Here is a 20,298-nt window from a genome sequence, read left to right on the forward strand (position 1 = left end):
ATGACCGCCACACGCTTCGCCGAAATGCGCCAGGACTGCCTGGCGGCCTGCGCCGGCAACCCTGAGATCCGCGGCGCACTGGCGCGCCAGCATATCGCCGTCACCGGCGGCACCGGCTTCCTGGGCACCTGGGTCGCTGAAATGGTGGCTGCGCTGAACGATGAATACCACCTCGGCATCACGCTCGACCTGTACGCCCGCAATATCGTCGAGTGGCCGCAGAAGTATCCGCACCTGGCTGGCCGTCTGGATGTGCGCCTGCGCTCACAGGACGTGCGCTCGTCCTTCGAGTTTGCCAAGGGCACCAGCTACATCGTCCATGCAGCCGGCATCCCGAACAACCGCGTGCACTCTTCCGACCCGCTGCGCGTGCACCAGACCACGGTGAACGGCATCGCCAACGCGCTGGAAGCGGCCTGCCAGCTGGACGGCCTGCTGCGTTTCGTCAACGTCAGCTCCTGCCTGGTGGCAGGCACGCCGGACCGCGCCGGGCCGCTGCAGGAAACGGATTACTTCCCAATTCCGTCCGGCCAGCTGCATACCGTGTACGCCGATGCCAAGCGCTCGGCGGAGCAGGTGGCGGCGATCTACCGCAGCCAATACCGGCTGCCGGTAACCACCGTGCGTCCGTTCACGCTGACCGGCGCCTATCAGGAGCTGGATCGCCCATGGGCGATCAACAACTTCCTGCGCGATGCCCTGACCGGCAGCGACATCCGCATCCATGGCGACGGCAGTGCGCGCCGCTCCTACCTGTACGGTAGCGATGCCGCATGGTGGACGCTGGCAGCGCTGGTCAAGGGCGGCGATGGCGACATCTTCAACCTGGGCAGTGCCCACCCGGTCAGCCACAACGAACTGGTACGCCTGATCGGCGAACACGTATCGCCGAAGCCGCGCGTGCAGCTCAATACCCTGAACAAGGCGCCGCAACAGGACGACCTGTTTCCTGAAATGAGCCACTCGCTGCGGCGTCTTGGCGTGCGCGAGACCTGCGCGCTGGAAGCAGCCATCGATCGTACTTACCGCTGGTTTGTCGACCCGCGCAACTGAGCGGAATAGCAAGCATGACGATCCCGTCCCAAGGCGCCGGCACAGCAAAGCCTGATTCCGGCGCCGCCGCCAGGCTGCTGCGCTTTATCGGCGCCGGCATGCTCAACACGGCATTCGGCTATGCCGTATATGCCGCCTTGCTCCTGCTTACCTTGCCGTACCTGGCCGCCCTGTTCATCTCGACGGTGGCGGGAGTCATTTTCAATTATTTCAGTTTTGGCCGGATGGTATTCGATGGCCACATGAACAGGGTAGTCTTTGCCAGATTTGTGCTGGCATATGCCTTGATCTATGCGGTCAATGCCGGCCTGCTGCACTTGTTCGCGGTCGCCTGGGGCCTGGGTCCTTACCTGGGACAGTTATGGTGCATTCCGTTTGGCGTGCTTCTGGGGTGGCTGTTGATGAATCATTGGGTTTATAAAAAAGGTTGACGTGATGTCGGAAAGAAAATTGATCAGCATAGTAACGCCGTGCTACAACGAGGAAGACAACATCGATGAGCTATACAAGCGCATCGCCGAAGTCATGGCAAGCCAGCCCTACGATTACGAGCATATCTGCATCGACAATGCCTCGACCGATGGCACGCTGCGCAAGCTGAAGGAACTCGCTGCACGCGACAAGCGGCTGAAGATTATTGTCAATGCGCGTAACTTCGGCCACATCAAGTCGCCCTACCATGCGATCTTGCAGGCCAACGGCGACGCCTGCGTGCTGATCGCTTCGGACTTGCAGGATCCGCCCGAGATGATTCCCGAGTTCATCAAGAAGTGGGAGGCCGGCTATAAGACGGTGCTGGCGGTCAAGCCGGAGAGCGAAGAATCATCGCTCATGTTCTTCGTGCGCAAAGCCTACTATCGTTTCATTACGCGCATTTCCGATGTGCCGCTGGTGCAGAACGCTACTGGTGCCGGCATGTTCGACCGTGCCGTGCTCGACATCTTGCGCAAGATCGATGATCCCTATCCGTATTTCCGCGGCTTGCTGTGCGAGATAGGCTTCCCGATTGCGACGGTGGAGTTTAAGCAGCCGCGCCGCGCGCGCGGCATCACGAAGAACAATTTCTACACCTTGTACGATATCGCCATGCTGGGCATCACCAATCACTCCAAGATTCCCTTGCGGCTGATGGCGATGGGCGGCTTCCTGCTGGCATTTTTGAGTTTGATTGTGGCACTGGCCTTTTTCGTCGCCAAACTGTGCTTCTGGAATTCCTTCCAGTTGGGCATGGCGCCTTTGCTGATCGGTATCTTCTTCTTCGGCGCAATCCAGGCTTTCTTCATCGGCATGCTGGGGGAGTACATCGGTTCCATCCACACGCAGGTGCGCAAGATGCCGCTGGTGGTGGAACTGGAACGCGTGAATTTTTAAGCCGGCGGGGTTCTTTTTCGTCCCGCGACGAGCATAGATGCAAAATTTGCACTATTATCGTTGCGCATTTCGCAAACAAGATTGTCGAAAGGGACCTGCATGAAATCAGCCTGGCTGGGCTTGGCTGCCCTGTGGATCAGCAGCTCTGTGATGGCGCAGACCTGCGCCGAATCTCCGCCGTGCATGCGCGCCCGCGCCGCCGTGGAAGACCTGACCCGCATCGTTGCACCCAAAGGCGTGCAGGAAACCTACAAGACCCGGATCGGCGGCATCGACCAGTGGATCAATGTGCGCGGCCAGGACCGGTCCAACCCGATGATCCTGTTCGTGCACGGCGGCCCCGCATCGCCGGCCATGCCGACCACCTGGCAATGGCAGCGTCCCATCGAGGAATACTTCACCGTCGCGCATTACGACCAGCGCGCGGTCGGCAAGACCCTGCGCGCCAATGACAGGGAAGCGGTGGCCGGCACGCTGCGCATTGACCGTTTCGTCGACGATGCGATCGAAGTAGCCGAACACCTGCGCGCCAAATACAAGAAGGACAAGCTGGTTATCATCGGCCATAGCTGGGGCACTGTGGTCTCCACGCGCGCCGTGCTGAAACGGCCGGACCTGTTCTACGCCTACGTCGGCATCGGCCAGATCGCCAATATGCGCGAGAACGAACGCATCAGCTATGACTTTGGCGTCGAGCAGGCCAAAAAGCACAACAACACCGAAGCGCTGAAGGAGATGGAAAGCATCGCGCCCTATCCAGGCAACGAGCCGATCACGCGCGAGCGCATCATCGTCGCCCGCAAGTGGCCGCAGTATTACGGCGGCCTGAGCGCCTACAAGAACGACTCGGTGTATTTCTTCCGCGCGCCGATGCTGTCGCCCGAATACGACCAGGCCGACTGGGAGGCGATCGGGGAGGGCAGCGAGATGACGCTGGGCACGGTGCTGAAAGAATGGACGGAGGTGGACTTCTCCGGCATCAGGCAGTTCCCGATCCCGGTCGTGATGTTCCTCGGCCGGCATGACTACACCACGCCAACCGCGCCGGTGGTGAAATGGATGGCGCAGTTGAAGGCGCCATACAAGCAAAGCGTATGGTTCGAGCATTCGGCGCACATGATGCCGTGGGAAGAGCCGGGCAAGACGCTGGCCAGCCTGTTGACCTACGTGCGCCCGCTGGCACTGAAGCCCGGCAAACGCGCTACGAAGGGTTATACGGCCCCTTGACCTCGCCCCAGCCCCATTTCGGCATCGGCTGGTCGGCATCGACCGTGGCGCCGGGCTGGGAGTTGATGACGGCTAGCCGCGAGCCCCATTCCAGGTAGCCCACCAGGGCGGAACGGAATTCAGGATCGTCCGGCATGGCCAGTTCGTCGGCAGTCTCCAGCAGCAGCGCCACCCAGCGGCGGCGTTGCTGCTGCGACAGGTGGCGGTTCAGGTGCTGCTGGATCATGTGCGCGTGCCCGCCATGCGCCTCCGAATAAGCGGACGGGCCGCCCAGCACTTCGCCGAGGAAGGCAGCAACGTGGGCGGGGTGGTGGTCGCCCATGTGGGCAAAGACCGGGCCGAGTAGTGCATCGGCCTTGACGTGCTGGTAGAAACGAATGGTCAAGCGGTTCAGGGCTTCGGTGCCGCCAACCCATTCGTACAAAGTTGGAACGTGATCTTGGGGCATAGTGCCAGTCCTTTTGAATAGGGGAGTAGCTTGCAATTTCGAACGATATGTATTGCCGCCTTGCTGCCGGCATTTTTCAACCTCACCGGTTGTGCAGTGTATAGCGAAACGCGGCACAAGCAGGGCGAGGCTGCCAAGGAAGCGTGGAAGTCGGTCGATATCGCCGGCCAGCTCAGCGCCGCGCGCAAGTGTGAAGCAGCCCTGCTGGCCGAACAGCTCAAGACTGAAGAAGCACTGCAGAAGGCCAAACGCGATGCGCTGATCCGCGCCATGGTATTTGAAGGCAGCGTTGCGTCGCAGTTGAAGGAGCCGATTGAGAAGCAGTTGCTGGCGCTGGCCGGTTCGCCGCAAGTCGCTGTCGCCTGGGCCGCCGCCCTCAGGAAAGAAGAAAGGGCGAAGGGCAACCTGCACGATGCGGAAATCGAGTTTACGCGCGCTGGCGTTGAGATGCCTGCTTGCAGCAGCCTGGTGACGCAGTCGTTTGACAATTGGTTGCAGTCCCATGCCGGCGTACCGGCATATCTGCGCGCAGCATGGATGAGCGCCGTTGACGAGTGCTCGGGCAGCGGGCTGACTGCCGGCTCCAGTTTCGAATTCAAGGGCGGTGCGCTGGCGATCACCCAGAAGGCAGTGGCTGACGCGCGTTCGGCGATGATCGACGCCAAGGTGGCCAGCCTTGCGGCGCGCAACCAGGTTGCCAAATTATCGAAGGAATACAGCGGCGAGCTGGAAAAGCTCTCCGCAGAACCTTCCCGGGCGCAGGATAAGTTGAAGTCCATCGCCAAAGAGCTTGGCGATGCGCTGGCAAAAATCGAAAAGCTGCCGGATCCTGTCTCGCGCCAGTTCGTGTCCGAGCACAGGGTGAAGGCGCTTGATGCGACGTTGGCTTCGTTGGCCGGGAATGTCGACAGCAAGGGCGAAAGCCATGCCACCAGCGCGGCGCTGGCCAGCCTGGCCGAATGGTTCGACCAGGCGCACGTGGCGCTTGCCGATGCGAAGAAGCCGCGCCTGGCGGCGGCCCTCTTGCTGCGCAACCTGGAGCAGGCCAAGGCGAACGCCGCAGCCAAGGACGCCCAGTTGCAGGCGATGGAGCTGCAACTGCTCGAGTCAAAAATGAACTGGCAGCTCGAGCAGCTTCGTTCGCTGAGCTATGGCCATCAAGCCTTGCAAACCGTAAGCGCAGAGATGGCGGCGACGCAGCTGCGGGCTGCATTGGCGCCTGTGGAAACGACGAAAGCGACTTCCGGCAAAGCTTTTGAGGACAAAACCAAGGTGTGGAAGAGCGCTGCCTCCTACCTCGATGCCAACGGGCGCCTGGCTGCGAAGGTGAACAAGACGGATATCCAGCGCAATGCGCTCGACCATGAACGTGCCATCGCCTATGCGGAAGGCAATATCGCGCAGTGGAATGTGCTGATCTCGTCGACCATCAACCAGCTCGCGGAGTATGGCGACGCGGGCGTACGCAAGGAAGACATCACCAGCCTGGTGAACTCGATTGCACTGCTGTTCATCGCAAAAGGAGTTCAATAATGCGTATTCCGTTGATGTTTGCCGCGCTGGCGCTGTGCGGCTGCTCCACTCCCAAGCCCGCGATGGAACAGGCAAACCATGGCGTCGGCCTGATTGCCCAGCTCGAGTCGTCCCTTACCGAGTTTCGAAGGGTAGAGGGCAATTCCATGAAAGCACGCGCCGACTCACTGCTGGCCCAGCGCAAGGCAATAGCATTCGTCGACCGCGAAAAGCAGCGGGACCTGCAGGCGCGTGTAGCCGCAGGCGACAAGCTGTCGGCAACCCTGATCGATAACCTGGTCGCGAATACGGAAGGGCTGGCATTGAGCCAGGCCGAGTACTCGGATACCAATGCCAGGAACGAGGCGGCTGTGGCAGCCTTGCTGGCGCCAATCACGGATACCCGTAGCGGCACATCCACCGCGCAGGCAAGGCTGGCGGAGATGGGCGAAGAACTTGGCTGGGATATCCGGCGCAGCGAACTGCAAGCCTTCATCAAGGCTGTGAAAGACAGCGTTGAAGAAGGCAAGAAGAAAATCGAAGAAGCTGAAAAGAAGGCTAATAACTAATGGAGGCGAAGATGGCGTCACTCACAGAACAATACATGCTGGATTACTTCGATTCCCTGAAGCGACTTAAAGCGAAACAGAATGAATTCGAAGATGCCGCCTCCGACCCCGGCAGCACCGACGGCGCACGAGCCGCCGCAGCTGCTGCCTATCTCGATATGGCCAACATGATTGCGCGCTTCCGCGATGCGCATGAAGCGTTCATGCATCGCTTCGGCCCGGTATCGACCGAATCGCCCACGCAGAAGATCGTGGATGAATCGAGCCGCCTGCACAAAGCGCTCGGCGAAATCATCGCCACGGAAAACAAGCAGGTAGCGCTGATGCATGCGCTATCGGATTTCGTCGACCGCTGGCAGAAGCTCTCAACGGATGGCAAGAAGGGTGCGGCGAAAGGGACGGCCAGCGCCGCTGCCAACCTCAACTTCCTGACCCAGCCGGTGTAACCGCAAACAACAAGCCCCGCTCGCGGCGGGGCTTGCTCAAAAAATGGGGTACGTCCCCATTTTTTTATTGGAAGGCCTGGATGCCGGTCATCGCGCGGCCCAGGATCAGGGCGTGGATGTCGTGCGTGCCTTCGTAGGTGTTGACCACTTCCAGGTTCACCATGTGGCGGATGATGCCGAATTCGTCGGAGATGCCGTTACCGCCCAGCATATCGCGCGCCACGCGGGCGATGTCCAGCGACTTGCCGCAGGAGTTGCGCTTCATGATGGAGGTGATTTCGACAGCGGCGGTGCCTTCGTCCTTCATACGGCCCAGGCGCAGGCAGCCTTGCAGGCCGAGGGTGATTTCGGTCTGCATGTCGGCCAGCTTCTTCTGCACCAGCTGGTTCGCTGCCAGTGGACGGCCGAACTGCTGGCGGTCCAGGGTGTACTGGCGGGCGGTGTGCCAGCAGGCTTCGGCGGCGCCCAGTGCACCCCAGGCGATGCCGTAGCGGGCCGAGTTCAGGCAGGTGAACGGGCCTTTCAGGCCGCGCACATCCGGGAAGGCGTTTTCTTCAGGGCAGAACACTTCGTCCATCACGATTTCGCCGGTGATCGAGGCGCGCAGGCCGAACTTGCCGTGGATCGCAGGTGCGGACAGGCCTTTCATGCCTTTTTCCAGCACGAAGCCGCGAATCGCGCCTTCATCGTCTTTCGCCCACACGACGAATACGTCGGCTACTGGCGAGTTGGTGATCCACATCTTGGAGCCGGTCAGCGAGTAACCGCCTGGCACCTTCTTGGCGCGGGTGATCATCGAACCTGGGTCGGAACCGTGGTTAGGCTCGGTCAGGCCGAAGCAGCCGATCCATTCGCCGGTGGCCAGTTTTGGCAGGTATTTCTGTTTCTGGGCTTCGGTGCCGAATTCATAGATCGGCACCATCACCAGCGAGGACTGCACCGACATCATCGAACGGTAGCCGGAATCGACACGTTCCACTTCGCGCGCGATCAGGCCGTAGGCCACATAGTTCAGGCCAGGACCGCCGTATTGCTCGGGGATGGTCGGGCCCAGCAGGCCCAGTTCGCCCATTTCGCGGAAGATGGAGGTGTCCATCTGCTCGTGGCGGAAGGCTTCCAGGATGCGCGGTTGCAGCTTGTCCTGGCAGTAAGCCGCGGCGGCGTCGCGCACCATGCGCTCGTCGTCGGTAAGCTGGTCGTTCAGCAACAGGGGATCGTCCCAGTGGAATGCGGCTTTGCTCATTATGCTTCCTGTCTCTCTTTGTTTATAAAAAATCAATCATTTCAACAGGTCACGGAACTTCCCGCCGTGGAAAACCAGCGGGGCGTTCCCGGCAAACTCGCAATGCTCGACCTCGCCCACGAAAATCACGTGGTCGCCTTCCGGGTAGCGGCTACGGTTGTGGCATTCAAACCACGCCGTGGCGCCTTTCAGGACCGGCTGGCCGGTGCGCGACAGCTCAAATTCGACCGTGCCGAACGGGTCTTCCGTGCGGGTCGAAAACAGCTTGGCCAAATGGGCCTGGTCGGCGCTCAGCACATTGATCACATAGTGCGAGTTACCGCTGAAAATGGGCAGGCTGTTGGCGCCGGTGCCCAGGCTCCACAGCACCAATGGCGGGTCGAGCGAGACGGAATTGAAGGAGCTGGCCGTCAAGCCACGGAAACTGCCATCAGCGAGCCGCGTAGTAATCACGGTCACACCCGTGGCAAATTGCGACAGTGCCTGGCGAAAATGCGCACTGTCGAATTCGCGCGCGGCGGCGCGTGGGGAGCTGGTATTCATGCGGGACCTGTTTGTTTCAAAGAGATTATGCCAAAGAACGATAGTCTAACCTTTGGCGAAAGCGACGGGGATTTTAGCTAAGGCGGCACTTTTTGAGCAGTGCGCGCCGATTTGCGCTACAGTAATACTTCCGGTACGTGAGGAGGGCGATATGGCTGAAGTAGCAATCCTGGGCGGTGGATGCTTTTGGTGCACCGAAGCGGTGTACCTGGAGGCGAAAGGTGTCACCAAGGTCGAATCCGGCTACATGGGCGGCGCGCAGCCGAATCCCACGTATGAACAGGTGTGTACCGGCGAAACCGGCCACGCTGAAGTAGTGCGCCTTGAATTTGATCCGACCCAGATCAGCTATCGCGACCTGCTGGTCATTTTCTTCACGATCCACGATCCGACTACCCTGAACCGCCAGGGCAATGATGTCGGCACCCAGTATCGATCAGTGATCTTCTTCCAGGACGGCGAACAGGAAGCCACTGCGCGGCAGGTGATCGCCGAAATGGCCCACGTCTGGGATGCACCGATCGTCACCGAACTGGCGCCCGCTGCGCCGTTCTACAAGGCCGAGGACTACCACCAGAACTACTTCGCCCAGCATCCGCTGCAGGGTTACTGCGCATTCGTGGTGGCGCCCAAGGTGGCCAAGTTCCGCAAGATGTACGCCGAAAAGCTCAAGACTTAGAGCCAGTTTCCTATACCGGGCGTAATTGGTCTGCGAGACTGCGCGTTTTTTCAGTCACTTCAGCACCGGTATGCAGCGTGGATTTACGTTCGATGAGCATGATGTGGCACTCTTGCTCCGCGACGGGATTGTGCCTCACGCCTTTGGGGACGACAAACGTTTCGCCTTCATGCAGGACGACCGTCCTGTCTTCCATTTCGATTGCCAACGAGCCTTTGAGGATGTAAAAAAGTTCGTCCTCATCTTCGTGGCTGTGCCAGGTGAGCGAGCCAAGGACCTTGGCAACCTTGACGAAGGAGTCGTCAAGCTCAGCCACTACGCGAGGTGACCAGTATTCGTCCAGGCTGGCTGCAACCCGGTTCGGCGAAACGACATCATTCATGGGCAGTACCTTTGAAATTCAGAACGTCATTGTTTGAAAGAGATCATGCCAAACCGTCAGGTACTGGTCTTTACTTGAGCTCCACGTCGTCGTATTGCGTTGCGAAGTCATACCGCGAACACTCCACGTAATGTTTGAGGCCAGTGTAATGGATCGTTCGCTCGCTCATCGGCACAGCCATGTTGATCGTAATAGCCTTGATAAGGCGCCCGGGGGGTAGTGGTCTAGCGGTTTTGTGCGGCGCCGACGCGGGCTTCAGCCGCTCGCAGCGCATTGAACCTGTTTTTCAAGAGTGTGTGTTGCGGGGTTCCCGCTGCGAATCTGGTTCGTGCGTCTTCAGTTTTTTCGATCATTGACGCCAAGCTTTGCATGGCCGCTTGCAGTTCGCCTTGCTCAAACCGGGCAGCCGCACCCTGGTTTTCATTGAACAGGATAACGGCAATATGCAAGGCCTTGAGGTTTGCTCCGAGCATCGCGTGCTGCCATGTTCCCGGCGCTACCTTTTGCTGCGCCTTTTCCGACTTACTGATCAAAGACAGGATAGGCGCGAGCGCCTTCGTTTTTTCCTGCATCCTATGACCTTGGGCGATGACCGGTGCCTTCACCGGGCGTGATGAACAGCGCTTTGGCGTTTTGCGGGACGTTTGCGGTGTGCCACGTGCCGCGCGGAACGAGCAGGAATTGGCCGGGCTGGTCCAGCTTTATCTTCCGCTCGCCGTCATCCGTTTCCAGCACAAACTCGAGCGCACCGGAAATCAGCACGACGACTTCTTCACCAGCAGGGTGCTGCTCCCAGCTTGCCCAGTCTTCGCTGAAGTCATACGTCGACACCAACCGTCCCGGGCCCAGGTGGGCAAAGCCGCCCGAAGTCAGGTCCTGCCAGAACGATTCGTTGACCTCGAGCGGGACCGAAGTCCCTTCCGGGCCAAGGTGCAGGAAAGTGTCGACGGCATCGAATGGTCCAACAGGTGTCGCCATGGCGGTGCTCCTTCGGAAGAGTAATTCACATCCCCGATATCGGGCCGCAGTAAAGAGCGGTCCTGCAAACGACGAGCTGCGCGACTCCGAAGCCAGCGCAGCATCCAGCAAAAGTCATCGCGAATGCAGTCGCGGGCTTGAAGCAGCGGCGACGTGCGTATAACGCCGCAAGCACTGCGGCCAACGCAAGGCCTGGCAGCGAGAAAAGATGGCCCAGGCCCAGCAAGCCTTCCGGTCGTGCCAGCGAGGCTTGCCATGCCCAATAGCCAAGGAAGGTCGCCGTCAACGCGGTTGCGGCACCCAGCGTAGATAAAGGTGGTGCCTTCGTGAGCTGGACCAGGCCGACCAGGCCGCACCAGGCGAGCACGTAATACCAAGGCCCCAAATATGCGGGATCACCGAAGATGAAAACTGCGGTCAGCAGTGCAGCCCCAAGTCCAAGCGCCAGTGTGATGTCGAGAGTACGAGTCAATTTGAATCCGATGCAAGCAAGAGTGCGCGAACCTGCGCATATTCCTCAATGCGCGCAAAGTCCTTCTCCGTTGGATTGGCGATGCGGCTAAGGTCCATATTTTCTGCATTGTCGGCGAGCTTGACGACGCGCGCAATCGGATTCGACGCCGCGCGCGCTGCTACCTGCAGCCGGGTTTCACCGCGACGCTTGGTCAGTGCTTCGACGGCTGCGATGACTTCGGCCGGAAAGCCTGCTTCGGACAACTGCGCCAGCGAAACCGGCGTATCTTCAACCACATCATGCAGCACCGCAGCCATGCGTTCGTAATCGCTTGAGAGGCGAAGCATCACGCGTAGCGGGTGAAGAATATAGGGCTGCCCGGCCTTGTCGACCTGGCCAGCGTGTGCGGCAGAGGCAATTTCAATAGCTCGTTCGAGAGTAGCCATGGTTAACGTACTTTCAAGTCTAATGTCACGTTCGAGTTTCCTTGAAGGGCTCGGCCGCGACTTGCTATTCGTCTTCGTACGCGATATAGCCAGGTTGCGAAGCTCGAAGCACTTCGACTTACGCCAATGTACATCGAAGAGTTCAGCCGCCCGCGCCCATCACGCGGTTGAAGTAGACAGTTGGATGGCCCGCGCGCAGACGATACATCTGCGCCGGGCGGTTGCTGCCATGGCGCTGCTTGCCCGGAATCTCTTCGAGGAAATCGCCTTCCTTGATCCGCTTGCGGAACGCGCTCTTTTCCACCGGTCGCCCGAGGATGGTTTCGTAAACGCGCTGCAGGTCTGACAGCGTGAATTCAGCCGCCAGCAAATGCACGGGGATCGAAGTGTATTCAACCTTGTTGCGCAAGCGCTGCAGGGCCACGTCGACGATGGCGGAATGGTCAAAGGCCAGCGCATCTTGTGCCGCCAGGCCTTCCACCGGATGCCAACTGGCCGCGTCGCTGCCGGAGCCATGGCGCAGCTCCATGCCATCAGAGCCGATCAAGGCGAAGTATGCAAAGGTCGCTGACCAGCCGCGCGGGTCACGCGTGGCGCTGCCGAAGCCTTGCAACTGTTCCAGATAGGGCGCTTCCACACCGGTCTTTTCACGCAACTTGCGCAGCGCAGTCGCATCGAGATCTTTGTCGCGATGGATGTCGATGAAGCCACCGGGCAAAGCCCAACGGCCTTTATGCGGATGTTCGCCGCGCTTGACCAGCAACACGTGCAAAGCCTGCTCACGAATCGTGAAGATGACCAGGTCGACGCTGGTGAGCGGAACGTCAAAGTCGTGAATATTGTATTTCCGCAGAAATTCCTGCTCTGTTTCGCTGCCGCTCATGGATGCCCTCGTTTGTTGAGCGGCCATTGTAACCGCCTTAGTGATAATTAAAAATAACTTAGTGAAAATAGGAGCTAAGTTAGTGTAATATGCGCACTAAGATAAAAACCAAGGCGACATCATGCAAGTGGAACAACTAGGCCTCGGCATCTTCACGGTGCACCAATTCCTGAATAAGGCCGAATGCCAGCATTACATCGAAATGGGCGAACAGATGGGCTACCAGCCGTCTGAAGTCAATCTGCCGATGGGATCGGTCCGACGCGAGGATATCCGCAATAACGACCGGGTAATCTTCGACGATCCATGCCTGGCCGAGTTGCTGTTCAAGCGCGCGGCCCCTCTACTGCCTGCATCCATTGGCGAATGGCGCCTGCAAGGGCTGAATGAGCGTTTTCGTTTCTATCGCTATGGCCGCGGTGAATACTTCAAGTGGCATAAAGACGGCTCGTTCGAAAAATCGCCGGACGAGGTGAGCATGCTCACGTTCCTGATCTACCTGAATGCCGGCTTCGAAGGCGGCGACACCCAGTTCAGGTGGGAGACCGTGCGGCCGCACGAAGGTATGCTGCTGGTCTTCCCGCACAACCAGTCGCACCAGGGCGCGGAGATTAGCGCGGGCACCAAATACGTGTTGAGGTCGGATGTCATGTACGAGCGGAGCAGCTAAATCGCGTCCGGCTTACCTGGATGCTGATTGCGGAGCGCATCGAGCAGTCGAGTTGTCTCCTTTGGGCTTCCGAAACCGTGTGAGGTTCAATACCCGCGCGTCAGAAAGTTCACCATCCTTTCGGCCAGCCCGCCGGAGGCGGCTTCAATTTCGATTTAATAAATCCCAAATACTTGGGATCATCTTCTTTGAAGATGGCTCTTCCCTCGGGAATGTAGGCGCGCGCCAGTTCATCTGCAGCCCTTCCCATATTTCCAAGCTCGAACTGACATTGCCCCAAACGCAGATGCAGGAAGGGATTGCCGATGGCCCCCGGAACACGCATGGCGTAAGAAAGGTTATCGCGACATGCTACGTAGTCTTTGTTCTTGAAGCCGAAGTTGGCATCGCCGATTGCAGCCAAGAGCCATAACGCGGCATTCCAATCCTGTTTTGGTTCGGGAAGGATATCCCACGCTTGCCAGTAAACTGGAATAGCCTCGCTAAACTTGCCGGTTTTAGCGAGCTGGTCTCCCTGAGCAGACAGTCTTTTCACCTCCGCATCAATTTTTAACGGGAGAGCTTTTCGCTCCGCAGCCGCTGGCGCAGCACTAGCAGGAGTTTCTTCATGAGTTCACAAGGCCGTCAGTTTGCGGCACCAATACCTGCGGACCCAAAGCTGAGCATTTGAGTGAGGCGCAGGAATCGGTCCGGCGGTTTCGACGTCAGTGCTGATGTAAATTTCGTTCATTGTTGATGTGCGCCGGAGCTTCCTGCGGAATGTAAGTGCGTTTTGCTTTTTGCGCTGTGAGGAATCGCCGCACTGAAGGCGAGAGAAATACAACATACAGCGCGAATGCATACGTTGCCAGCAGTGGCCACAAGACCCACGATTGCCGCGAAGCCGCTGCGACGGCGCAATCGATTGTTGTGACAAGCAGCAGTAAGCCGGTAACTACGCGCGCCCAGGTGAAACCCCGGTAAAAGTAGGACAGCAAGACAAGCGTCAGTGTCAGGCGAACCGAAATAGATATCGGGTGCTGGGCGTGGCCCTGGAAAAGCTGGTTGAGTAGCAGCACGATGTCGAGACCGGTGTTGATACTTGGCAAATGGTAGCACGGCGCTTGCACGCGGCTTGCTGTGTCTTCTTCTGGCGACGCGTCAATCGAACATCGCTTGAGGTAACTCATCAATTCCGAAATACTCTTCCATTGCAGTAGTTGCACAGTTTCCACCTTCAACAACCTTCCAACTAACAAGGCACGGAATGACTACGCATACCCCACTAAAGCTCGCACTCGCGAGTGCATTGATCTTCAGCGCTGTGAATACCCTGGCAGCAGAAAACACAAGCAAGCGAAATATCCCGGTGCAGGCGAGCGGCGCTTACTGGCGCGATGCCGGAGAGGCCGATGTGCAGCGCGTGCACGGCAAGAGTGCCAATGCCGCAGCACTGCCGCGCCACTATCATGCGGCGACGCTGGACCGTGCCGCGCTGGCGCAGATGCTTGCGCACGCACCCCATGAACGTGCGCAATCGGCCAAGCAAAGTGATGTCATCATCTCGTTGCCGCATCCGCAGGGCGGCTACCAGCGCTTCCGTGTCGTGGATTCGCCAGTGATGGAGCCGGAACTGGCCGCCAAACATCCGGAGATCAGGACTTACGCCGGGCGCGGCATCGACGATCCATCCGCCACCTTGCGCATGGATATTTCGCCGCTTGGCTTGCGTGCTTCGGTGCGTTCGCCGAATGGTGCGTGGTACGTCGATCCGGCCCATCACCTCGATGACAGCGTCTACACCAGCTACTCCGCGCGCGATTTGTCAAACCGCCATGGCCCTTTCAAGGAAGGTGAAATCAAGGCGCCGCAGGTGATCCTCACGCGCAGTTTTGTCCACGCTGGTGATGAAGTGGAAGTGCGGGGCGCTGGCTTCGCTCCAGGCGCGTCAGTCACCCTTACCGTGCGCAACGAAGGATCGGACTTTGGTCCCGTTCACAGCATGGTGGCGATGGCCGACAAAGACGGCGTGGTATCGGCCACCTTTGCTGCAGACCCGACGCGTGGGGTCGGTGCTTATTCTGTCACCGCTTCAGATGGCTCCGGCGCGACGACCAGTTCCTACCATGTGGTGCCGGAGGAGATCAGTGCAGCAGCGGCAGCCGGCACGCAGCTGCGCAGTTATCGGCTGGCACTCCTGACGGATCCTTCTTACGCCAATTATTTCGGCGGCAGCGCAAACGTAACGGCAGCGAAGGTCAGCCTGATTAACCGCGTGACGCAAGTCTATGAAGACGAAACTTCGATCCGGCTGGTATTGATCAACAATACCGATGCGCTGAACCTGGACACCGATGCGCAGATGACCGGAGCCAACGGCCCATGTGGCGCCACCGCCTGCTTCACGCCGGACCAGGCTTCCGGCTGCAGCGGCGCGACGCTGACGCGCAACCGCACGGTCGTCGGCCTGCTCGCCGGTGCCGGCAATTTCGATGTCGGCCATATTGCCCTTGGCCTGAATGGCGGCGGCATCGCCAGCCTGGGCGTAGTCGGCGGCAACTACAAGGCGCAAGGATGCACCGGCATTCCAACACCGGTGGGCGACTTCTATGCAGTCGATTATGTGGCGCACGAAATGGGTCACCAGTTCGCCGGCAACCACACCTTCAACGGCACCACCGGCAGCTGCGCCGGCGGCAACCGTAACGCAAGCACTTCCGTGGAACCAGGTAGCGGTTCCTCCATCATGGCCTATGCCGGCATCTGCGGCACCGACAACCTGCAGACCCACAGCGACGCGTACTGGTCGCAGCGTAGCTTCGATGAAATCACGGCCTACACATCGGGCACTGAATCGAACCTGACCTCGGTGCAGATGGGCGTGCTGCGCGGCTTCACGACCAACGGCCAGCAGTTCACGCTGTCCTACAGCGGCAATGCCTCCGCGCCGATTGTTCGCGGCACCAATTACACGACGAATGGAATCAAGTCGGCTATCCAGTCGATTCCTGGCTGGCCGTCGACTGCCAGTGTCAGTGTGAGCGCCGTCAGCGATGCTGGCTTCACCGTCACCTTCGGCGGTTCGCTGGCCGGGGTGACGGCCGGGGTACTGCAACTGGCCAATTGCTCCGGCGGATGCAGCGGCCACGTGAACGAGATTGTGGCAGGCGGGCCGACCAGGAAGCGTGGCGTTGTCACGCAAACGGGCAACAGCACGCCGGTGGTCAGCGTGGTGCCAACCTATAACATTCCGATCCGCACTCCGTTCGCGCTGACTGGCAGCGCAAGCAATGCGGAAGGCGAGCAGATGACCTATATGTGGGAGCAGAACGACCGCGCAGGTACAGGCGGCACGGCCCTCATGAGCAACAGCAAGGCCAATGGGCCGCTGTTCCGGCAATTTGGCTTGCAGGCGGTTGTCAGCGACAGCGATGCATTGCTCTATGGTTCGCCGGGAGAGAATGTCGTGAGCACGGATCCGACCCGCGCCTTCCCGGACATGGCGCAGATTCTCGCCAACAATACCAATGCGGAGGCGGGTTCCTGCCCGGCTGCGGCATCGCCGCCGACCGCCGCAAATATCGCCTGCTATTCGGAATTCCTGCCCACGGCGAGCTATACCGGCTACAGCAAAGTCAATGCGCGGCCGGCGACACTGAACTTCCGCCTGACGGCCCGTGATGGCCATGGGGGCGTGGGCAGTGCGGCGACTGCACTGGTGCTGGCGACGGGCGCGGGTCCGTTCCTGGTCACAGCGCCGAATACCGCGGTGTCGGTGGCGCGTGGTTCGCAGTTGAACGTGACCTGGAATGTGGCGAATACTGCTGCGGCGCCGGTGAGTACGGCCAATGTAAAAATCAGCCTGTCGACGGATGGCGGCCTGACTTTCCCTTACGTGCTTGCTTCAAGTACGCCAAACAGTGGCAGCAAAGCGGTGATGTTGCCATCGGTGGCGACGAATGCTGCACGCATCAAGGTTGAGGCGATTGGCAACGTGTTCTTTGACGTATCGAACGCGAATTTCATTATCAATTAGCGCACTCCTTGCGGGCCTCGGCGTTGCAGTCCGCCGGGGTTCTTACGCCAACATGGGAGGGCTTAGGTATTACTGACGACTGTTGGAGATATCGAGGGTGCATCGCGGTAGAGCCCTGGGAATTTGAAGATTTTCGGCCAGCAAAAATTCCAGCTTGAAGGTTACGGAGCCATCAGGTGTAACCACATATGGTTCTTGGCTTTGTAGCCATCGCTGGTACGTATCGCCATCGGTTCAAGCCCGAAGCTGCAGAACCCGGCGGCTTCGTAGATGGTAATCGCGGGGCGGTTGCTTTCGGTGACCGTCAGCGTGACAACTTCGACTCCTGGCCTGCGTCGTGCATAGGCGAGGGCTGCCCCAAGCAATTTGCCGCCGATGCCTATTCCGCGCCACTCCGGCAGCGTGTACATGGCAATCAAATGGGCCTTGTGGCTGGTCTTGGCCCGTACCGAAAATTCCAACCCGACGGTGCCCACCAGCTTTCCGCCAGCGATGGCGCCAAACACAATGCTGTTCTGCTGCGGATCGTCGATGCGCTGTTCCCACCACGAGAACGGTAAGGCGGCGCGTTCGGCGTGCGTGGAGGTGAACGCGTCCGGCTCGTGCTTGAAGGCGTGCAGCATCAGCTCGCGATATTGCGCGGCATGCGCAACTGGCAGCGGGAGGATGTGAACGTCTTGCGAATCAGGCGTCGGGGAGTTCAAGGCTGTGGTCTGAAGGTTGCGGGGTCACGCCAAGGATTTTAAGGTGATCCGAGTTTTCAAAGCGATGCCAGTGGTTCTGCGGGACCACCAGCAGTTCGCCGGCATTCAATTGGATGCGCTGCTGTTCGCCCTCCACCAGCACAATGACGGTGGTGCGGCCTTCCAGCGCCATCACGATCTCGTCGCCCACGGGATGGCGCTCCCATTCGCTGCTGCCGGAGTAATAGCCAACTGAAATGCCGCCTTCGCGGAACGGCGCAACCTCGGCGAAAGCCTGGTCGGCCGCGCCGTCGAAAGCCATTTCCGGCGTGCGGTTGGGCAGGTGGGTAAGCTGGCTGAGGATGCTGGTAAGGTTTTTCTTTTCGAGCACAGGGTCTCCTGATGGAGGAAGGGGCCCCGCAGGGCCCCAGTTCTTAGTCGAAGCGGTCCAGGTTCATGACCTTGTTCCAGGCGGCCACGAAGTCCTTGACGAATTTATCACGACTATCGTTGGCGGCATAGACTTCGGCTACGGCGCGCAGTTCAGAGTTCGAACCGAATACCAGGTCGACCGGTGTCGCTTTCCATTTGAGGTCTCCGCTGGAACGGTCGCGGCCCTCGTACAAGCCTTCCATACCGGGAGCCTTGTTCCACTTGGTGTCCATGGTCAGCAGGTTGACGAAGAAATCGTTGCTCAACGTGCCCGGCTTGCTGGTCAACACGCCGTTGGCCGAGTGGCCGTAGTTGGCATCGAGGGCGCGCAGGCCGCCGACCAGCACCGTCATTTCAGGCACGGTCAGGCTGAGCAGGTTGGCCTTTTCGACCAGCGCTTCGGCAGGCGACAGCTTGCTTTCGCTGTCGTAGTAGTTACGGAAGCCATCGGCTTTCGATTCCAGCACGGCAAACGACTTCACGTCAGTTTGAGCCTGCGTCACATCGGCGCGACCCGGCCTGAAAGGCACTTGCACGGCATGGCCACCGGCCTTTGCAGCCTTCTCGATAGCACCGTTGCCACCGAGGACAATCAGGTCGGCCAGCGAGACTTTCTTGCCGCCTTTCTGGCCCTTGTTGAAGTCGGCCTGGATGGATTCGAGCTTTGCCAGCACCTTGGCCAGTTGCTCCGGTTCGTTCACCGCCCAATCCTTCTGCGGTGCGAGACGGATGCGGGCGCCGTTGATGCCGCCGCGCTTGTCGCTGCCACGGTAGCTGGCAGCGGCGGCCCAGGCGGTCTTCACCAGTTCCTGATTACTAAGGCCGGACGCCAGGATTTTCTGCTTCAGTTGCGCCGCGTCCTGGCTGTTGATTGCGGTATAGCCTGGCGCGGGAATCGGGTCTTGCCACAGGAACGACTGATTCGGCACGTCGGCGCCAATGTAGCGGGCGCTTGGGCCCATGTCGCGATGGGTCAGCTTGAACCATGCACGGGCGAAGGCATCGGCAAAGAGTTTCGGATCTTGCTGGAAGCTTTTGGCGATCTTCCTGAACTCGGGATCCTCCTTCAATGACAAGTCGGTGGTGAACATGATCGGCGCGTGGCGCTTGCCGGCGATGTGCGCGTCCGGCACCAGGGTTGCCGCATCCGGCGTGCCGGGCACCCATTGCGTCGCGCCGGCAGGGCTCTTGCTCTGCACCCAGTCAAAGGCGAACAGGTTGTCCAGGTACTGCGTGGTGAAAGCGATCGGGTTCGAAGTCCAGGAGCCTTCCAGGCCGCTGGTCACCGAGTCTTCTGCGTTTCCCTTGCCGCATTTGTTCTGCCAGCCCAGGCCTTGCTGCTCCATCGCTGCATCGGCAGGATCGGAGCCCACGCACTTCCCTGGATCGTGTGCGCCATGTGCCTTGCCGAAGGTGTGGCCACCGGCGATCAATGCGACGATCTCTTCGTCGTCCATCGCCATGCGGCCGAAGGCCTGGCGGATATCGGCTGCTGCGGCGATTGGATCAGGCTTGCCTTCCGGGCCTTCAGGATTCACATAGATCAGGCCCATTTGCGTGGCGGCCAGCGCGCCTTTCAGTTCACGCTTGCCGCTGAAGCGGTCGGCGCCAAGCCACTTGTTTTCGGCGCCCCAGAACACAGTGTCGGCTTGCCATGCATCGGTGCGCCCACCGGCGAAGCCAATGGTCTTGAAGCCCATGTTTTCCATTGCGACGTTTCCGGCCAGGACCATCAGGTCGGCCCACGAAATCTTGCGGCCGTATTTCTGCTTGACGGGCCACAGCAAGCGGCGCGCCTTGTCGAGGCTGACGTTGTCGGGCCAGCTATTCAGCGGTTCAAAGCGTTGCTGGCCGCTGGCTGCGCCGCCGCGGCCATCGCCCACGCGGTAGGTGCCGGCGCTATGCCAGGCCATGCGGATGAAGAAGGGGCCGTAGTTGCCGTAGTCTGCCGGCCACCAGGGTTGGGAACTGGTGAGGAGGGCGTTGATGTCTTTCTTGACTGCCTTCAGGTCGAGGCTCTGGAATTCTTTGGCGTAGTTGAAGTTGGCGCCGTAGGGATTGGATTCGGCTGAATGCTGGCGTAGCGGCTGGAGGTCGAGTTTCTCGGGCCACCAACTCTGGCCGCCGGCTACCTTGTCGGCAGCATAGGCGAGCTGCGGTTCGATTAGTGGAAGCAGGCCTGCCAGCATGGCCAGCACGGCGAGTTTGCGATTGCTCATCACGGTTTCTCCTTGTCGTTGTTGTCGGGGAAACCTTAGGCTAAG

Annotated in this window: 24 protein-coding genes and 1 pseudogene; 10 read left to right on the forward strand and 15 right to left on the reverse strand. The window is 59.7% G+C overall.

What is annotated here, in order from left to right:
* From ASE26_RS10590 to ASE26_RS10605, 4 genes are all read left to right on the forward strand, one after another.
* Positions 1-1,053: an NAD(P)-dependent oxidoreductase gene (locus ASE26_RS10590; RefSeq protein ID WP_055933864.1), complete on the forward strand. Its 1,053-nt coding sequence runs from the start codon at positions 1-3 to the stop codon at positions 1,051-1,053.
* Positions 1,054-1,067: 14 nt separating this feature from the next.
* Complete coding sequence (locus ASE26_RS10595; protein WP_055933861.1) at positions 1,068-1,484, forward strand: GtrA family protein; 417 nt, start codon at positions 1,068-1,070, stop codon at positions 1,482-1,484.
* A gap of 19 nt (positions 1,485-1,503) precedes the next feature.
* Positions 1,504-2,424 (forward strand): glycosyltransferase family 2 protein, encoded by a 921-nt coding sequence (locus tag ASE26_RS10600; RefSeq protein ID WP_229207210.1) that lies wholly within the window; start codon positions 1,504-1,506, stop codon positions 2,422-2,424.
* Between the two features lie 99 nt (positions 2,425-2,523).
* Complete coding sequence (locus tag ASE26_RS10605) at positions 2,524-3,651, forward strand: alpha/beta fold hydrolase (protein WP_057246184.1); 1,128 nt, start codon at positions 2,524-2,526, stop codon at positions 3,649-3,651.
* Here the strand turns inward: ASE26_RS10605 and ASE26_RS10610 are convergent.
* Entirely contained in the window at positions 3,626-4,099 is a 474-nt protein-coding gene (locus ASE26_RS10610) for a group II truncated hemoglobin (protein ID WP_055933855.1), read from the reverse strand. The genes ASE26_RS10605 and ASE26_RS10610 overlap by 26 nt on opposite strands.
* Positions 4,100-4,129: 30 nt before the next feature.
* Between ASE26_RS10610 and ASE26_RS10615 the strand changes: the two genes are divergently transcribed.
* From ASE26_RS10615 to ASE26_RS10625, 3 genes are read left to right on the forward strand one after another with little or no spacing between them, the layout of a single operon-like run.
* A complete protein-coding gene (locus tag ASE26_RS10615; protein WP_156398095.1) occupies positions 4,130-5,632 on the forward strand; it encodes a hypothetical protein in 1,503 nt (500 codons plus the stop codon).
* Entirely contained in the window at positions 5,632-6,180 is a 549-nt protein-coding gene (locus tag ASE26_RS10620; RefSeq protein WP_055933851.1) for a hypothetical protein, read from the forward strand. The genes ASE26_RS10615 and ASE26_RS10620 overlap by 1 nt, the downstream gene beginning before the upstream one ends.
* A gap of 11 nt (positions 6,181-6,191) precedes the next feature.
* Entirely contained in the window at positions 6,192-6,626 is a 435-nt protein-coding gene (locus tag ASE26_RS10625) for a hypothetical protein (protein ID WP_156398094.1), read from the forward strand.
* 64 nt (positions 6,627-6,690) lie between these two features.
* Here the strand turns inward: ASE26_RS10625 and ASE26_RS10630 are convergent, their stop codons facing one another.
* Both ASE26_RS10630 and ASE26_RS10635 read right to left on the reverse strand, forming a co-directional pair.
* Positions 6,691-7,869, reverse strand: a complete 1,179-nt coding sequence (locus tag ASE26_RS10630; protein WP_055933847.1) for an acyl-CoA dehydrogenase — start codon at positions 7,867-7,869, stop codon at positions 6,691-6,693.
* A 36-nt stretch (positions 7,870-7,905) separates the two neighbouring features.
* Positions 7,906-8,412: a flavin reductase family protein gene (locus ASE26_RS10635; protein ID WP_055933845.1), complete on the reverse strand. Its 507-nt coding sequence runs from the start codon at positions 8,410-8,412 to the stop codon at positions 7,906-7,908.
* A gap of 151 nt (positions 8,413-8,563) precedes the next feature.
* Here ASE26_RS10635 and msrA point away from each other — a divergent pair, with 151 nt between their 5' ends.
* On the forward strand, positions 8,564-9,091 hold the full coding sequence (gene msrA, locus ASE26_RS10640; protein WP_055933843.1) for a peptide-methionine (S)-S-oxide reductase MsrA: 528 nt from the start codon (positions 8,564-8,566) through the stop codon (positions 9,089-9,091).
* Positions 9,092-9,101: 10 nt separating this feature from the next.
* On the opposite strand, the gene ASE26_RS29810 is transcribed toward msrA, so the two are convergent.
* From ASE26_RS29810 to ASE26_RS10670, 6 genes are all read right to left on the reverse strand, one after another.
* A complete protein-coding gene (locus ASE26_RS29810) occupies positions 9,102-9,473 on the reverse strand; it encodes a cupin domain-containing protein (RefSeq protein WP_055933842.1) in 372 nt (123 codons plus the stop codon).
* A 224-nt stretch (positions 9,474-9,697) separates the two neighbouring features.
* Positions 9,698-10,045 (reverse strand): hypothetical protein, encoded by a 348-nt coding sequence (locus ASE26_RS10650; RefSeq protein WP_055933839.1) that lies wholly within the window; start codon positions 10,043-10,045, stop codon positions 9,698-9,700.
* Position 10,046: 1 nt separating this feature from the next.
* On the reverse strand, positions 10,047-10,451 hold the full coding sequence (locus tag ASE26_RS10655; protein WP_055933837.1) for a WxcM-like domain-containing protein: 405 nt from the start codon (positions 10,449-10,451) through the stop codon (positions 10,047-10,049).
* 25 nt (positions 10,452-10,476) lie between these two features.
* Positions 10,477-10,923 (reverse strand): hypothetical protein, encoded by a 447-nt coding sequence (locus ASE26_RS10660; RefSeq protein WP_055933835.1) that lies wholly within the window; start codon positions 10,921-10,923, stop codon positions 10,477-10,479.
* Positions 10,920-11,351 carry an HD domain-containing protein gene (locus ASE26_RS10665; protein WP_055933834.1) on the reverse strand — a complete coding sequence of 144 codons (432 nt, stop codon included), beginning with the start codon at positions 11,349-11,351 and terminating at the stop codon, positions 10,920-10,922. Before ASE26_RS10665 ends, ASE26_RS10660 begins: the two co-directional genes overlap by 4 nt.
* A gap of 142 nt (positions 11,352-11,493) precedes the next feature.
* A complete protein-coding gene (locus ASE26_RS10670) occupies positions 11,494-12,234 on the reverse strand; it encodes an NUDIX domain-containing protein (protein ID WP_156398093.1) in 741 nt (246 codons plus the stop codon).
* Positions 12,235-12,355: 121 nt separating this feature from the next.
* Here ASE26_RS10670 and ASE26_RS10675 point away from each other — a divergent pair, with 121 nt between their 5' ends.
* Positions 12,356-12,904, forward strand: coding sequence for a 2OG-Fe(II) oxygenase (locus ASE26_RS10675; protein WP_055933830.1), 549 nt, complete (start codon positions 12,356-12,358; stop codon positions 12,902-12,904).
* 109 nt (positions 12,905-13,013) lie between these two features.
* Here ASE26_RS10675 and ASE26_RS10680 read toward each other — a convergent pair whose 3' ends face one another.
* The 3 genes and pseudogenes from ASE26_RS10680 to ASE26_RS10685 form a co-directional block, all read right to left on the reverse strand.
* Positions 13,014-13,439 carry a tol-pal system YbgF family protein gene (locus ASE26_RS10680; protein ID WP_229207209.1) on the reverse strand — a complete coding sequence of 142 codons (426 nt, stop codon included), beginning with the start codon at positions 13,437-13,439 and terminating at the stop codon, positions 13,014-13,016.
* Positions 13,440-13,543: 104 nt separating this feature from the next.
* Positions 13,544-13,634, reverse strand: a pseudogene (locus tag ASE26_RS32045) (exonuclease); the annotation flags it as partial.
* Entirely contained in the window at positions 13,609-14,109 is a 501-nt protein-coding gene (locus tag ASE26_RS10685; RefSeq protein ID WP_156398092.1) for a hypothetical protein, read from the reverse strand. The pseudogene ASE26_RS32045 and the gene ASE26_RS10685, both read right to left, overlap by 26 nt.
* A 41-nt stretch (positions 14,110-14,150) precedes the next feature.
* Between ASE26_RS10685 and ASE26_RS10690 the strand changes: the two genes are divergently transcribed.
* Positions 14,151-16,919, forward strand: coding sequence for a M12 family metallo-peptidase (locus ASE26_RS10690; protein WP_082591331.1), 2,769 nt, complete (start codon positions 14,151-14,153; stop codon positions 16,917-16,919).
* Between the two features lie 161 nt (positions 16,920-17,080).
* Here ASE26_RS10690 and ASE26_RS10695 read toward each other — a convergent pair whose 3' ends face one another.
* Genes ASE26_RS10695 through katG form a run of 3 tightly spaced genes read right to left on the reverse strand, consistent with a single transcriptional unit; the run spans position 17,081 to position 20,253 of the window.
* Entirely contained in the window at positions 17,081-17,623 is a 543-nt protein-coding gene (locus ASE26_RS10695) for a GNAT family N-acetyltransferase (RefSeq protein WP_055933822.1), read from the reverse strand.
* Positions 17,604-17,993 carry a cupin domain-containing protein gene (locus ASE26_RS10700; RefSeq protein ID WP_200960805.1) on the reverse strand — a complete coding sequence of 130 codons (390 nt, stop codon included), beginning with the start codon at positions 17,991-17,993 and terminating at the stop codon, positions 17,604-17,606. The genes ASE26_RS10695 and ASE26_RS10700 overlap by 20 nt, the downstream gene beginning before the upstream one ends.
* Positions 17,994-18,036: 43 nt before the next feature.
* Positions 18,037-20,253 carry a catalase/peroxidase HPI gene (gene katG / locus ASE26_RS10705; protein ID WP_057246191.1) on the reverse strand — a complete coding sequence of 739 codons (2,217 nt, stop codon included), beginning with the start codon at positions 20,251-20,253 and terminating at the stop codon, positions 18,037-18,039.
* Positions 20,254-20,298 lie beyond the last annotated feature (45 nt).

The organism is Duganella sp. Root198D2, assembly GCF_001428585.1.
Classification (GTDB): Bacteria; Pseudomonadota; Gammaproteobacteria; order Burkholderiales; family Burkholderiaceae_D; genus Rugamonas.

Coding starts and splice junctions, on each gene's coding strand:
- ASE26_RS10665 (WP_055933834.1), bottom strand. CDS start 11,351: ATGGCTACTCTCGAACGAGCTATTGAAATTGCCTCTGCCGCACACGCT.
- msrA (WP_055933843.1), top strand. CDS start 8,564: ATGGCTGAAGTAGCAATCCTGGGCGGTGGATGCTTTTGGTGCACCGAA.
- ASE26_RS10675 (WP_055933830.1), top strand. CDS start 12,356: ATGCAAGTGGAACAACTAGGCCTCGGCATCTTCACGGTGCACCAATTC.
- ASE26_RS29810 (WP_055933842.1), bottom strand. CDS start 9,473: ATGAATGATGTCGTTTCGCCGAACCGGGTTGCAGCCAGCCTGGACGAA.
- ASE26_RS10625 (WP_156398094.1), top strand. CDS start 6,192: ATGGCGTCACTCACAGAACAATACATGCTGGATTACTTCGATTCCCTG.
- ASE26_RS10620 (WP_055933851.1), top strand. CDS start 5,632: ATGCGTATTCCGTTGATGTTTGCCGCGCTGGCGCTGTGCGGCTGCTCC.
- ASE26_RS10610 (WP_055933855.1), bottom strand. CDS start 4,099: ATGCCCCAAGATCACGTTCCAACTTTGTACGAATGGGTTGGCGGCACC.
- ASE26_RS10690 (WP_082591331.1), top strand. CDS start 14,151: ATGACTACGCATACCCCACTAAAGCTCGCACTCGCGAGTGCATTGATC.
- ASE26_RS10655 (WP_055933837.1), bottom strand. CDS start 10,451: ATGGCGACACCTGTTGGACCATTCGATGCCGTCGACACTTTCCTGCAC.
- ASE26_RS10635 (WP_055933845.1), bottom strand. CDS start 8,412: ATGAATACCAGCTCCCCACGCGCCGCCGCGCGCGAATTCGACAGTGCG.
- ASE26_RS10605 (WP_057246184.1), top strand. CDS start 2,524: ATGAAATCAGCCTGGCTGGGCTTGGCTGCCCTGTGGATCAGCAGCTCT.
- ASE26_RS10595 (WP_055933861.1), top strand. CDS start 1,068: ATGACGATCCCGTCCCAAGGCGCCGGCACAGCAAAGCCTGATTCCGGC.
- ASE26_RS10630 (WP_055933847.1), bottom strand. CDS start 7,869: ATGAGCAAAGCCGCATTCCACTGGGACGATCCCCTGTTGCTGAACGAC.
- ASE26_RS10670 (WP_156398093.1), bottom strand. CDS start 12,234: ATGAGCGGCAGCGAAACAGAGCAGGAATTTCTGCGGAAATACAATATT.
- ASE26_RS10650 (WP_055933839.1), bottom strand. CDS start 10,045: ATGCAGGAAAAAACGAAGGCGCTCGCGCCTATCCTGTCTTTGATCAGT.
- katG (WP_057246191.1), bottom strand. CDS start 20,253: ATGAGCAATCGCAAACTCGCCGTGCTGGCCATGCTGGCAGGCCTGCTT.
- ASE26_RS10590 (WP_055933864.1), top strand. CDS start 1: ATGACCGCCACACGCTTCGCCGAAATGCGCCAGGACTGCCTGGCGGCC.